Annotated in this window: 10 protein-coding genes; 5 read left to right on the top strand and 5 right to left on the bottom strand. The window is 68.4% G+C overall.

Features of this window, described 5'->3' with window-relative positions; all coding sequences use genetic code 11:
• Positions 1–531 precede the first annotated feature (531 nt).
• Positions 532–1,113, top strand: coding sequence for a fasciclin domain-containing protein (locus ACGFZA_RS42095; RefSeq protein ID WP_393686365.1), 582 nt, complete (start codon positions 532–534; stop codon positions 1,111–1,113).
• A gap of 466 nt (positions 1,114–1,579) precedes the next feature.
• On the top strand, positions 1,580–1,891 hold the full coding sequence (locus ACGFZA_RS42090; protein WP_385281311.1) for a UBP-type zinc finger domain-containing protein: 312 nt from the start codon (positions 1,580–1,582) through the stop codon (positions 1,889–1,891).
• Positions 1,892–2,284: 393 nt separating this feature from the next.
• Here the strand turns inward: ACGFZA_RS42090 and ACGFZA_RS42085 are convergent, their stop codons facing one another.
• A complete protein-coding gene (locus ACGFZA_RS42085; protein ID WP_393686363.1) occupies positions 2,285–2,524 on the bottom strand; it encodes a hypothetical protein in 240 nt (79 codons plus the stop codon).
• Between the two features lie 279 nt (positions 2,525–2,803).
• Between ACGFZA_RS42085 and ACGFZA_RS42080 the strand changes: the two genes are divergently transcribed.
• Positions 2,804–3,091, top strand: coding sequence for a hypothetical protein (locus ACGFZA_RS42080; RefSeq protein ID WP_393686361.1), 288 nt, complete (start codon positions 2,804–2,806; stop codon positions 3,089–3,091).
• Positions 3,092–3,549: 458 nt separating this feature from the next.
• Positions 3,550–4,470, top strand: coding sequence for an SGNH/GDSL hydrolase family protein (locus tag ACGFZA_RS42075; RefSeq protein WP_393686367.1), 921 nt, complete (start codon positions 3,550–3,552; stop codon positions 4,468–4,470).
• 761 nt (positions 4,471–5,231) lie between these two features.
• Here ACGFZA_RS42075 and ACGFZA_RS42070 read toward each other — a convergent pair.
• The 4 genes from ACGFZA_RS42070 to ACGFZA_RS42055 all read right to left on the bottom strand — a co-directional run bounded on the left by ACGFZA_RS42070 (position 5,232) and on the right by ACGFZA_RS42055 (position 12,041).
• Positions 5,232–8,654, bottom strand: a complete 3,423-nt coding sequence (locus ACGFZA_RS42070) for a CARDB domain-containing protein (protein ID WP_393686359.1) — start codon at positions 8,652–8,654, stop codon at positions 5,232–5,234.
• A gap of 428 nt (positions 8,655–9,082) precedes the next feature.
• Positions 9,083–9,400, bottom strand: coding sequence for a hypothetical protein (locus tag ACGFZA_RS42065; RefSeq protein ID WP_393686357.1), 318 nt, complete (start codon positions 9,398–9,400; stop codon positions 9,083–9,085).
• Positions 9,401–10,240: 840 nt separating this feature from the next.
• Positions 10,241–10,813 carry a hypothetical protein gene (locus ACGFZA_RS42060; RefSeq protein WP_393686355.1) on the bottom strand — a complete coding sequence of 191 codons (573 nt, stop codon included), beginning with the start codon at positions 10,811–10,813 and terminating at the stop codon, positions 10,241–10,243.
• A gap of 904 nt (positions 10,814–11,717) precedes the next feature.
• Positions 11,718–12,041 (bottom strand): hypothetical protein, encoded by a 324-nt coding sequence (locus ACGFZA_RS42055; protein ID WP_393686353.1) that lies wholly within the window; start codon positions 12,039–12,041, stop codon positions 11,718–11,720.
• Between the two features lie 2 nt (positions 12,042–12,043).
• On the opposite strand from ACGFZA_RS42055, the gene ACGFZA_RS42050 reads away from it, so the two are divergent.
• On the top strand, positions 12,044–12,394 hold the full coding sequence (locus tag ACGFZA_RS42050; protein WP_393686351.1) for a DUF2750 domain-containing protein: 351 nt from the start codon (positions 12,044–12,046) through the stop codon (positions 12,392–12,394).
• Positions 12,395–12,471 lie beyond the last annotated feature (77 nt).

The raw sequence follows: 12,471 nt of genomic DNA, 5'->3' as shown, positions 1-12,471 counted from the left end.
GCCCGCCCCGGGGGTCGGCCCCCCGGGCCCCCCCTTTCTTCGGCCCCCTTGTGGTGGGGGGGGGGGCGGGGGGGGCCCCCCCCCCGCCCCCCCCCCCCCCCCCCCGCCGCAATGATCCGAAGCCGCCTCAGGATGATGGTCGCGATCCTGGAGTCATTTACCTTCACGCCTCCGATTGAGCGGAATGACGAGGCACTTCACAGCAAGTTGGAAGCCACGAGTGCACGTTCGCGCGCTTGTCGGCCGGACGGACGGCGGCCGGTGCCAGGCATATCTGCCGCTCGTCGGAGTCAGCTCGCTCTTGCCCCCTCGCCATCACTGGGACGTGATCGCGCCAACAAGCGTCCCCGAACGGGTATCGAAAAGAGTAATTTCTTCTCATTCCTACCAATCGGTTCCACTGACCGCTCCGAATCACCCGTGAGCGAACTTTTCGACGTGGAGGAGGTGGCCCGGCTGAAAGGTCATCTCGAACGCTGACGGGTGCCCCCGCCGGAGGGGCTACTCGCCTCACTGCGAGGAGGAACAGTCATGACCACGCACCACATGACGCGAGGCATCGCCGCCGCCGCAGCGGCCGCACTGGCACTTCCGGTGTCTTTGGGGTTGATGTCGACGTCCGCCCAAGCCGACGACGTCAAGCCCTTCGGGACCGCTTGTTCGACGCTGCCGAAGACGGGCTCAGGCAGCCTGAGCGGCATGGCCGACGATCCGGTCGCCACAGCTGCTTCGCACAATCCGGCTCTGGCCACTCTCGTGACGGCAGTGAAGAAGGCCGGGTTGGTTGACACCCTCAACAACGCGAAGGACATCACCGTCTTCGCGCCGACCAACGAGGCATTCAAGAAGATCCCCAAGGCGGATCTGGCCAAGGTGCTGGCCAACAAGGACCAACTCACCAAGATCCTCACGTACCACGTTGTGGGGGAGAAGGTCACTCAGAGTAAGCTGTCCAAGGGCTCGTTCAAGACCCTCGAGGGCAGCAAGCTCACCACGTCTGGATCCGGTACGACCTACAAGGTCAACGGGACTGCGAAGATCGTGTGTGGAAATGTGCACACAGCCAATGCCACGGTCTACCTGATTGACAGTGTGCTGATGCCTCCCAAGTAGGTGACGCTTTCGGATCAGCGGTCATTCCCCGGCCGGGCTTGCTCGTCCGGCCGGGACAGGGTGTGCGGCCGGGGGAGCGAACGTAGTCAAGGGCGGCGCCCCTGGGCATGGTCGGCACGATGTCTTGTCGTGGGCCGTCGAGCCAGAGATCCCGTCCGGCGGTCGTGCCCCTCCTCGCCGAGGAGCACCAGTCGTGAGGCGCTGGCGTGGTCTGCCGGCGTCCCTCCGGTTCAACTGACCGCGTACGAAACGCATCCGTGCTTCAGTGAGCGGTCGGCGCTGCGAAGACCGGACGATCAACAGGGGGCGGGGGCTCGTGCCGTGAAACGCCACGGAGGCGGCACTCTCAGCCGGGTGCGGGGCCTTACACCACGCGCCGAGCGCAGGGTGACGCGTGGCATGGTTGACGGTGAGCATTCCGCGCCTGCGGTGCTCCGGAGGACGGACTGTGGGGAGTGAAGCGGACGTGACCAGATGGAAGGTGGCGTTTGATGCCGGCCGCCCGGAAGGCCGTACGTGCTCTCACCTGGGCGAGGAAGCGCCGGATGTGCCCCCGTCCACATCCGGATGCGCGAGCTGTCTTGCCAAGGGCATCGGCTGGGTACACCTGCGCGCCTGCCTCACCTGCGGCCATGTCGGCTGTTGCGACAGTTCGCCCGGAAAGCACGCGGCGGAGCATGCCGAGCGATCGCAGCACCCCGTGGCCCGGTCGCTGGAAGAGGGCGAAACATGGGCATGGTGCTACGACGACGAGCTCTTTCTCGTGCCCGACAGCTGAGGAGCTCCTCGACAGACATGCCGGGACACGGACGCCCGGCGTGCGATGCTCGGGTTCCCCGGCTGTTAAAGCCGCATCCACCTGACCGCCGGCACCCGTTACCGGTCTTCGCGCTCGTTCCACCAGATCGAAGCCGCACCGATGCGGGACAGACGCTCGGAGTCCAGCGTGCTGTGTACCGGGCACACGGACGCCAGGGAGCTCATCAGCGAGGGCGCGTCAGGTCCCAGGCAGCGACCATGCTTCCTCCGACGGCGATCAGTTGACGCCCTCCAGCGGGCTGCCGTCGATGCGGGACCGGAAGGAGCTCGCCTTCCGGCGGCACGTCGGAACCCCTGCGCACCGGCCCCCCGTCAAGGAAGGCCGAGCCCACTCCCGTGCCCAGGGTGATGGTCAGCCGGCGCCGAACTCCCACAGCAGGTCCAGCCAGGCCCGTGCCACGGCCGAAGGCTTCGGCATCGCTGATGAAGCGGAAGCGATCCGCCGACGGTCCGGTGCGCTGCGCCAGGCCTTGAGCTTGTCCTTGACGTCGTCCCAGGAACCGTGACCGTCGATACCGCTGTAGCTCCAGGCGAAGGAGCCGAGATGACCCTCGGCTGGTTCGCACTCCACCCGGGGCCGTGGGGTTGCCACGCCGCTACCGAAGGCCTGTGTTCGGCCACGTTTCCGAGCGCTGCCGCCGGAGCACCGTACAAAGGGGTGCCGCCCGATCAGATCGCTCCGGCCGCGGACCCCGCGACCGCGACCCGCCGAGCCGGCCCGCCGGACTTCTCGTGCTCGGGACCCCGGCGATGATGCCGCGGCCCCCTTCGGGTGTGGTCGGGCGACGTGACCACCCACCGGGTGACGGGCCCGGCCCATCACCCGGTGGGTGCTCAGCATGCCGTGAGCGCGTGGGTGATGGTTTCGGGCATGGGCGTGTGGGGCGGCCGTGAGGGGACTGAGGTCGTCGGAGGTGTCGGCGAGCGGGCCACGGGAGATGACGAAGCCGATGTCGACCAGCAGCTCGGCGATCGCTTCGGGCAGTCCAGCCGGGACGAGAGCCTTCCGGTGTTCGGCGGGAGCGGGGAGACGAAGGCCCTGGCGCTCGGTCAGCATGCCGGTACGAACGCTGTCACCGTGACAGCGCTCTCACTGGCACCCCTACGCCGGGGCCGCATCGCGCAATGCGACACCACCCGGGGAAACCTCTGTTGGTGACGAGTGCGGCCCGTTTTTCCCTAGCGGAACAGCCACGAGGCCAGCCGCCGCCCGCGTGCGGCGTCCTTGCGGGTGGTGTCGCGGCAGGTGGCCTCGGCACGTCGGCCGGCAGCATCAGGACGCCCGCGCACTACCGCTACCGGCCCGCCGCCTGATCGCGATCTGCTGTGGGTGCGGCTCCTTTGCGGAGAGCCGCTGGAGAAAGATGTCCGCGACAGCGCGCGGCATGGATGACCCGGCCACGCGAGTAGGACGCCTGATACATCAGCGGGAGGTGAGAGCACCACTCCGCAGCGGAGTTCGTCCCCTCACTGGTCTCACGGCCTACTGGCGGGTATACAGGCGAGGTTGGGTCCGTTGGGCACGAGCCGCCGAGCGACCGGGTGCCTTCTGACGTCTCGTGCGCCCTGGTCGCCTCCGCGAGTCCGCGGACCGTAGGAACTTCTGAGGAGGGCATGATGATGCATCGGACGCGTCCGGGCGGGGCCGCATTCAAGCGAGGCACCGCCATCACGCTGGCCGCGCTGAGCAGCTGGGCGCTCACCGTCGGCCTCACCGACACGGCCTCGGCCGCGCCGCAGGATGCACACGGAACACCCCGCTCCTCCTACGTGGCGCTGGGCGACTCCTACACGTCCGGCCCTGTGATACCCACGCAGGTCGACGCCAACTGCGCCCGATCCGACCACAACTACCCGTCGATCACCGCGCGCGAGCGCCACGTCATCTCGTTCACCGACGTGAGCTGCGGAGGTGCGACGACCGCCGAGATGTGGCAGGCGCAGGGCACCAACGGTCCCCAACTGGACGCGGTGAGAGGCGAAACGGACCTCGTGACCCTGCAGATCGGCGGCAACGACGTCGGCTTCGGCTCGATCATCGGCACCTGCGCCGGCCTCAGCGCCAAGGACCTCACCGGAAACCCCTGTCAGCAGTACTACAGGGCCCCGGGCTACGACCAGTTGACGCTGAAGATCCTCCAGACAGCACCCAAGGTCGCCCGCGTACTGCGGGAGGTGCACAACAAGGCCCCCCTCGCGCGTGTGATCGTCGTCGGCTACCCGGACCTCCTTCCCGACGACGGCACCGGCTGCTACCCCAACGTCCCCTTCGCCGCGAAGGACTTCCCGTACCTGCGGGACACGGAGAAGCGCCTCAACCTGATGCTGCGCGCGGTGGCGCTGCTCAACCGGGCCGAGTACGTGGACACGTACGGGCCCACGGTAGGACACGACATGTGCAAGGCCCCCGCCGACCGGTGGATCGAGCCGCTGAGGCCAGGGGCGCCCGCCGCTCCGGCCCACCCGAACGCGAAGGGCGAGGAGGTCATGGCACAGGCGCTCCTGAATACCCTCAGCAGCGGTGCCCGACACCACTGACCCATCCCGCGGACAGGCGAGCGCATGGACCCTGAGGCGCAGGGCGGAGCTGGACGTGCCCGTGCAGCCGGCACCCGCCTGCACGGGCAACTGGTGGGGGAGCTCCGGAACACGCCGTACACCGCCTGCCAGGAAGCGCTCACGACGGCAGGCGGGTATGGCGTCCACCGAAGTCTGAGGAGCAGAGCCGACGAGAGGGGCAGGGTGGGGAAGGCGAGTCGCTCGACGAAGCAGCGGACGCGTCAGGACTCGCCGCACTGAAGCCCCGCCACTCCGCCGTGCCGCGCCGACGGCTGTTGCGGCTGTCGGTCCTTCTCCCCGCGTACCCGCTCTTGTCGGCGCCCTCCGGCCCTGTCCCGGCGACATGGGTGGAGCCGCGCGGCCAAGCGAGAGCGCGTGCACAACGACGTGATGAGCGATCGGCCTGAGCGGCCCGGCAGGGGGTACGGCCCACGGCCGGGTGCGCGCTGTGGCAGGCGGCAACGCTCTTCTTCGCCCCGGCCGATCCCGCGCCCACCCTCGGCCCCTGGGCGCTCTTCGCCCTCGTCCTGGCTCTGGCCCGCCCGCGGGGCGTGCGCCGCGTCCTGGACCTCACCACCTGCCTCGGCATCCCGCAGGACCCGCCGCGCCCGGAGACGGCAGTGGGCACCGTACTCATCCTCGCGAGCGGGCTCCTCCGCGGCGTGGCTCGCGCGCTCGCGGGCAAGGCCCTGCTCGCTTCCGTCGAGGGGGCGCGAGCAGGGCCGTGGTCGGGCGTCGGGTCAGCGCTCGGCGGCCCCCTTCGTGGGACTGCCCGTGAAGGTGAACTGCGAGCCCGGCTCGACGAGCAGGTCGCCGTCGCGCGAGTTCGAGATCGTCACGTCGGAGAGAGTCGCGTCGCCGCGGGCACCGCTCATCGCGAGGATGCCCGAGCCGTTGTTCGACTGGTCGATGCGCACGTTGGAGATCTTCGTCCCGGTGTACTGGCCGCCACCCGTCTTGAACTGGATGCCGTCGTACGTCGAGTCGAGGATGTCGGTGTCCCGGATGGTGACGCCGGGGATGCTCGTCGCCTGCGCGAAGAGCGTGATGGCGCCGAACTCCTGGTCCTCGTTCCAGAACGCCCCGCCGGTCCGGTTCAGCGTGTTGCCCGAGATCAGCGTCTGGCCGCTGAAGGGGATCGGGTCGTGGTCGGTGGCGAGCATGATGCCCGGGTAGTTCATCGTGTCGGAGACGACGTTGTTCTCGATGGTGTTCCCGAAGCCGCCGTAGACCGCGATCCCGTTGGCCCGCCAGGGCAGTTGGATCGTGTTGTTGCGGAAGTGGTTGTTGGAGCCGACGTCGACCGAGGTGTCCTTGACGTACTTGCTCGACCAGACGGCGAGCGAGTCGTCGCCGGTGTTGCGGAAGGACGAGTTGTAGACGGTCGAGTTATGGGTGCCGTTGGTGAAGTTGATGCCGTCCGCGTACGTGTCGCGGATCCGCATCCCGCTGAACTCCAGGCCGTCGCCCGGCCCCCACAGCTCGGGGATGTTGGAGTAGTCGCGGCCGACCCAGACACCGACGTTGGCGTGCTCGATCCACACGTTGGAGATTTTGGTGTTCTTACCCAGGCGCCCGTTGATGCCGACACCGCCCTCCGCGTTGCCGTCGCCGCCGCGGATCCGTCCGGAGCCGAAGATGGCGAGGTCGGAGATCTGCGTGTTGTCGTCGATGTCGAAGCCGAAGTTGCCCTCGTGCGGGTGGTTGATGCCCCCGGCGTCCTGCGGCTGGGTGAGGGTGTAGAGCTGTGAGTACCACATGCCGGCGCCCACGATCTTCACGTTCTTGATGCCGACCTGGTTGTACTGGCCGCGGTGCTGCGGGTCGGGGGTGAGGATCTTCTGCTCCTGGCGCCACTGCCCGGCCGGGATCCAGACGCAGGAGATCTGCCCCGCCTGGTCCGCCATGACGGCGCGCTGGAGGGCGTCGGTGTCGTCGATGCCGTCATTGGGGACGGCACCGTACTCGGTGATCGAGGTGCACTCGGAGGGCTTCGCCTTCGCCGGGGCGACCTGCTCCAGGTCGACCAGGTCCACGATGTAGAAGGCCGCGGAGTCCCCGGCGTCGCGCTGCAGCCGGAACTTGGTGCCCACCGGATAGGTCTGGGCGAGCAGTGCGTTCGACTCGTCGAAGAGCCGACGCGCGTCCCCGCCGGGGGTGTTGGTCAGGCCCTCGGGGTCGTCGGTGGAGCCGTAGAGCCACGAGTGCTTCGATGAGAGGTCGAGCTTGCGGACGAACTTTCCGTCGGCGTAGAGGCTGAGCGTCGCGGCCTGCCCGCCGCCCGAGGCCGCGTCCGGAATGGAGTTGCGTACCACGATCGAGTTCGTCGGATTGGTGGAGGTGAACTCGACGTACTCACCGGTGTTGTCGAGCCGCACCGACTTGCGCCCGCTGGACTCCGTGGCGAAGTTGGTGTGGCCGAAGGTGCGCTTGGCGTCGGTGGTGAGGAGCTTGCCGGTGTACGTGCCGTTCTCGGCCTCGTACTCGGTGTACGGCACCGCGGCGCCCCGGCCCACCACGATCGAGCGGGCGAAGGTGTTGTTGTTCTCGTCGGTCTCGGCGACGGTGTTCGTCGCGTCGGCGCTCGCGGTGAGCGTCGCGCCGCCGTCGGTCGCCGTCCACGTGCCGGAGATCGGTACCTGGACGGAGGCACCCGCCGCGACGGCCGGGGTGGTGCCGTTGAGCGTGGTCGTCCCGGCCGTCAGCCGGGTGACGGTGCCGGCCGTGACGGCGCTCGTGCCGCGGTTCTTCACGGTGACGGTGAAGCTGACGCTCGCCCCGCTCGCCGGACTGTCCGGGTTGGTGGCGATGCCGGTGACCAGGAGGTCGGGGCCGGGGCTCTGCGCGACGACGAGCGGCGCGGCGCCCGCCCGGCTGTTGTTGCTGTCGTCCTGCTCGACGACGGTGTTGCCCGGGTCCACGACGGCGGAGACCGCGTAGGAGCCCTGCGGGTGCGTGCCGGTGTTCACCGTGACGGTCGCCGAGGCGCCGGCGGCCAGCGCGCCGACGGCGGAGGTGCCCGCGACCGTGCCGTTCAGACTGACGGCGACGGTGGTGGCCGGGGAGGCGGCCGTGCCGGCGTTACGGACGGTCGCCTTGACGCTCACCGCGTCCTTCTCGGACGGGGAGGTGGGCGTCCAGCTCAGGTCGGTGAGCGTGAGATCGGGGTTGGGCGCGGCAGTTCCGACGACCTCGACCTCGGCGATCTGCCCGCCGGGCGCGCCGGAGTTGGCGCTGATCGCGAGCCGGAGGTCGGCGGCGCGGCCGGAGACCGGGATGGTCACGGTGTTCTTGTTCCCCGCCGGGCTGAAGTCGTAGTTCGCACGCGCCTTGAGCGTGGTGAAGCCGGAGGCGCTCTGGCCGCGCCCGCTCACCTCGATCGCCTGCGTCCGTGCGCCCCACGCGGAGTCGGGGTTGAGCTTGACGACGACGGCGGAGAGGTCCGCGTCGGCGCCGAGCTTCACGGTGAGCTGCCCCGGCAGTCCTGCGGACTCCCAGTACGTGTTCACATTCCCGTCGTTGGCGTTGGCCGGTATGAAGGTGTGGACGTAACCGTTGGCCTCGACGGGCTTGCCCTTGGCGAGGTTGGTGCCGGTGGGCGGGGTTCCGGGGTCACCCGGATCGCTTCCGCCGCCCGCACCGCGGACCTCCAGCTCCGAGAGCTGCGCGGCCTGCCAGCCGCTGTTGGCGGCGACCTGTACGCGGACGTAGCGGACGTCAGTAGCGCTGAAGCCGAGGGTCACGGCGCCGGCGGCCGCGGGGGTGAAGGTGCGCTTGGCGGAGCCGGAAAGGGTGCTCCAGGTGCCGCCGTCGGTGCTGCCCTGCACGGTGAGCGTCTCGTCGCGCGCCTCCCACGTCGTGGGGAGTTTGAGGGTCACCTCCTCGACGGACGTCGTGGCGCCGAGATCGACACGGATCCACTGCGGGAAGGAGCCGGCGGGGCCCTCCCAGTAACTGGCCTGGTTCCCGTCGGTGACGTTGCCCGCTCCGTACTCGCCGTTGGCACCGCTGGCGGTGGCCGGGCGGCCCAGGGCGAGGTTGGGTCCGGCGGCCACGGCCCGGGGTGCGGCCGCGTGCGCCGTGGCGGGGACGAGTCCGAGGGGGATCAGACAGGCCGCGAGCAGCCCTGTGACCAGTCGTCGGACGGATGACTTCCGTCTCATGCTGTCCTCTGTTCGGTGAGTGGTGGGGAGTAGAGCGGGACGTTTCGCCCGGCCGGACGGACCCGGACGGCCGGCGGCCTCAGGTGGGGGAGACCGTGGTCGCGTGTGGAACAGGTGGAGCCCAGGGGAGGGGCGAGTCCGCACCCAGAAACAGTGATGATGGATTTTTGAGTGAACTAGTCAAGCTTTTGCAGTTACTTGGAGACAGATTTCTGTCAGGTTAAAGATTTGTCAACGGCTCCGGCAGTGTTGTGACACTCTGTTGTCAGGTCTGACGCACCGTGCGGCAAGCGGAATGGGCTGCAGAAGGAGGCGGGTGGGGCCGGCGCCTGGCCGGGCCGGGGCGTCGGCCACTGGCGTCCCGCGGCGGGACGGTGCCGGCGGCCGGCACACCGTCCCGCGAGGTAGGCCACCGTCGTGTGCACTATTCAGAGCGGCCAGCCGGCTTCGGTGGTCGAGCGCGGCATGGTCGCCCCGCCGCAGGCGGAAGCGTCCTCGCCCGGTTCGGCACCATCCTTGCCGCAGCCGTGCCCGAGCTCGCCGGACGCGTGCGCGCGGTGGCGTTCGACGCGGACACCGGCTGCCTGGACGTCGTCTCCGACACCTCGGCGGCCGGGACGACACTGCGCTGGAGCGCGCCGAAACTGATCGAGGCGGCCAACGCAGCGGTGTCCGGCGCGAACGTCCGATCCCGCATCGTTCCAGGCCATCCCGAAGTAGATGAGCGGGCCGCTTGCGATGCTCATTGCGGCCGCATGCGAGCCCTACGGCCTGCGGCCCGGGTGAGGCTTCGCACTGACTGCGGTGGGTACATCCGCAAACATGGATGCTGGCGCATGGATATCGCTGATAGCTACGGGGATTGTCTTGCTGATCGGGGTGGGGCTCGTCTGCTACGAGCATTGGGGATCCGGCGCGAACCGGAGCCGGGAGTACGACCTTGGTCCGGACAACACCAGCGGCGGAGGCGGAGGCGGCTGACGCCCACGGTTCGGCCGAACCGCCTCAGCCCGAACCTGCGGCCGATCCCAGGACCGCGCTGCAGCCAAGCATCGAACAGCGGCCTGGATCTCGCCGGACTCCCATCAAGATGGATCGGTGCCCTGGGTTCAGCGTTGCCGCTCCTGCCGACATGCGGATCGAGCAGCTACTCGCCGCTGGTCACCCTCGATGACCCCGGCCTGGTGCAGCCCTCGTGCTGCTCGGCCGCGGACGTCCTGCTGCTCCTGGTGGTGAAGGTTGCGAGGCGCTGCCGCACGTCCGGCGAGGAGTCCAGCGCAGCATTCGCACGGTCCATACGGCGCACAGGCGCTGCACCGGGTAGCGCGGCCGGTCCTTCTTGTGCAGCGGCCGTCTGCTGCCGCGAGAGCAGGCCCGTAGCGCGCACTCGAAGAAGAGGTCGACATCGCCGGCGGGTGACCTCGTACAGCGGCTTTGTCGCTTCGGAGGCGTCCACGAGGGAAAGGACGAGTTCTTGGTGCGCCTTGGTCTCCACGCCCTGGTGGTGGGCGAAGCCGAAGTGGTGCGGGCTGGGTCCCCACCTCGCAGCGCTCGTTCTCTGGCTCCGCGAACCTGCCCGGTGATCTTTACCAGCGGACTGTACTCAGCCCGTTGCCGAGATCCGTCACCTCTGCTCCAGCAAGAACAGCTGGGATGATGCTGAGCCGGTCCGTCCGGAACTGCACTCGGTCCGGGCGCGGGCCCATCGGTAGTCGGCCATACAGAACCAGCGCGTCATCGTCCTCGTCCGCTGTTTCGCCGCCCAGATCGACGAGTAGCGCGACAGTTCTGTGCAACTCCTGTTGGATCAGCCTCTGGACCGCATCGGTGGCCTGCTCACGCTCGTTCTCGGTCAATCCGCCGAGCACGAAGGTGAGGACCTGGGTGTCCGGCGCCACGTACCTGACATCGCACACCACGTTCACGTCTGCCGACAGCCAGAGCTGTATGCAGAGCGGCCCGACCGACAGGCCAACAAGCTCCAGAATGCGCCCGACAGGAAGCTTCACCTGTTCCCCTACGACGTCCAACAGCATCCCGCAGCCCAGCATCGGGTGCTCGACGGTCAGCCCGGACTGGGCCAAGTGGTCGGTGACCGAGCGAAACTCGGACTCGTCCATCCGGCCCTCGCGGTACCAGGACAGGTAAGTCTCCAACACCGCTGACACTCCTCGTCTTCATGGTTCGCCACGGGGGAGAGGTGATGCCCCGTGACGGCAGCCACCCTCCGTCAACAAGCATCCGGCATTCTGAGCCCACGGGTGATCATTTGTCAGACAGGACCGACCAGGCTTCGAAGCTTGTGCTTGAAGAGCAACAGGCCCTCGTTGCGCCGAGTGCGTCCGCCGGAGTCAGCTAAGACTCAGCCCCTCTGAGGCCCCGGCCGCCCGGGGCACCTACCCCCTGAGTACACGGGCGGACCGAGACGCAGCCTTCGCACGCTCGCCTGTGAAGGAGTGACCATCAGCGCGATGCCGGAAGGCACCGTGCTGGTCGGACGCCGCCAGGCCCGTTTCGAGGGCAAGACAACCGGCCAGCTCCACCAGGACGGCAGCTTCTACGCGGCACTGCCCCTCAACTTTCAGAGCGATCACTACAACGACGACGGCCCCAAGCGGCTGTATCACCGTCAGCTTGAACTCGATCTCGTGGTTCTGGTTCAGGCTGCGGCAGCCTGGGCGGCGGAGACCGGAGCGGTCAGTGACATGGCGCTGTCCGCTGCGCCTGGTCGAGTCAGAGGAGGCCTACCCGAGGGAGGGCACCGTTGCGCCGTTCCCGGAAAGCCCGGCCCGGACCACGGTGGAACTTGGTGCCATCGTCACCGACAAGCGGGAGGCCGTGGCCGCGGCCTACGTCCTCGTCGCCGATCTGGCCGACATGGGAGCACACCAGCCTCACGTCCTGACCCCTGACGGGGACATCCAGACTGGCCGGCTCAACGCCGACTATCGCCAACAGCTCACCCGTTGGACCGCGCAAAGCAATGCCGCCGACCGAGCCACAGCACGCGACCCCGGGCCTCGACAGGCCCGGGGTCCGGTGGGGGAGCGGCCGGAGGACGTCTCAGTAGTCGTCCCGTTCGGAAGGCGGTCCGTACTGCTCGATCAGGTGGCAGGTGCGGGCGCCGCCCTCGTGCACCGTCTTGTCGCACTCGTCATAGGTGCCGTACCGGCGGGCGCTTTGCCGGGACGACAGGCCTGGGGCGGGGCGGGAGGCCGGTCGGCTCCGGCCGGGCGGCGGCCCTGAGCTCCTGGTCCACGACGGCGGAGACGATCTCGTCCTTGCGCCACTGCTCGGGGGAGTTGTGGCGTACCAGGCGCCCGCGTAGGCCATGCGCAGCAGTTCGGCCTTGGTGTGCTTCCGCGTCAGCTCGGTGAGGCGCTTCATGCGTGCCGGGGGCTCAGGCAGCGGCCTTCTTCCGTGAGGTTGCCCTGACTCGTACAGTCTGGTGGGTTCGAGATGACGACGGCAGTCCTGCCCCGGTCTCGAGTTCCGGACAACGAGCTTTCCCCTATTGGTCGTCGGAGGCCCGCGCGCAGCACGCCGCCAAGATTTGGGGTCCGAAATTTCGCGTTGTTTCAACGCCGCTTGATCGTTGGCAAAGTTCGGATTTGCCGGATCTAGCCAAGGATGACTTCCGAGTGGGGATTAACTGGAGCGGTCAGCGCCTAACTGGATGGGACTTCACTGTTGGCGAGGTAGTCAATCGTCTCGTTCACGCGCTAAGCGTTGTCCCGTAAATGCTCTCTGAGCGACCTCGGGCATGGTGGACTGCTGCACGGCGGGTGGTCTATCCGGCGAGGGCGAGGTTGTGCAT

Origin of the sequence: Streptomyces sp. NPDC048211, assembly GCF_043202315.1 — a bacterium.
GTDB lineage: Bacteria > Actinomycetota > Actinomycetes > Streptomycetales > Streptomycetaceae > Streptomyces.
This window is presented reverse-complemented; position numbering and strand designations above follow the sequence as displayed.

Excerpts from the sequence above, each read along its gene's own strand:
- ACGFZA_RS42075 (WP_393686367.1), top strand. The coding sequence starts at position 3,550 with ATGATGCATCGGACGCGTCCGGGCGGGGCCGCATTCAAGCGAGGCACC.
- ACGFZA_RS42055 (WP_393686353.1), bottom strand. The coding sequence starts at position 12,041 with ATGAAGCGCCTCACCGAGCTGACGCGGAAGCACACCAAGGCCGAACTG.
- ACGFZA_RS42070 (WP_393686359.1), bottom strand. The coding sequence starts at position 8,654 with ATGAGACGGAAGTCATCCGTCCGACGACTGGTCACAGGGCTGCTCGCG.
- ACGFZA_RS42080 (WP_393686361.1), top strand. The coding sequence starts at position 2,804 with ATGGGCGTGTGGGGCGGCCGTGAGGGGACTGAGGTCGTCGGAGGTGTC.
- ACGFZA_RS42095 (WP_393686365.1), top strand. The coding sequence starts at position 532 with ATGACCACGCACCACATGACGCGAGGCATCGCCGCCGCCGCAGCGGCC.
- ACGFZA_RS42065 (WP_393686357.1), bottom strand. The coding sequence starts at position 9,400 with ATGAGCATCGCAAGCGGCCCGCTCATCTACTTCGGGATGGCCTGGAAC.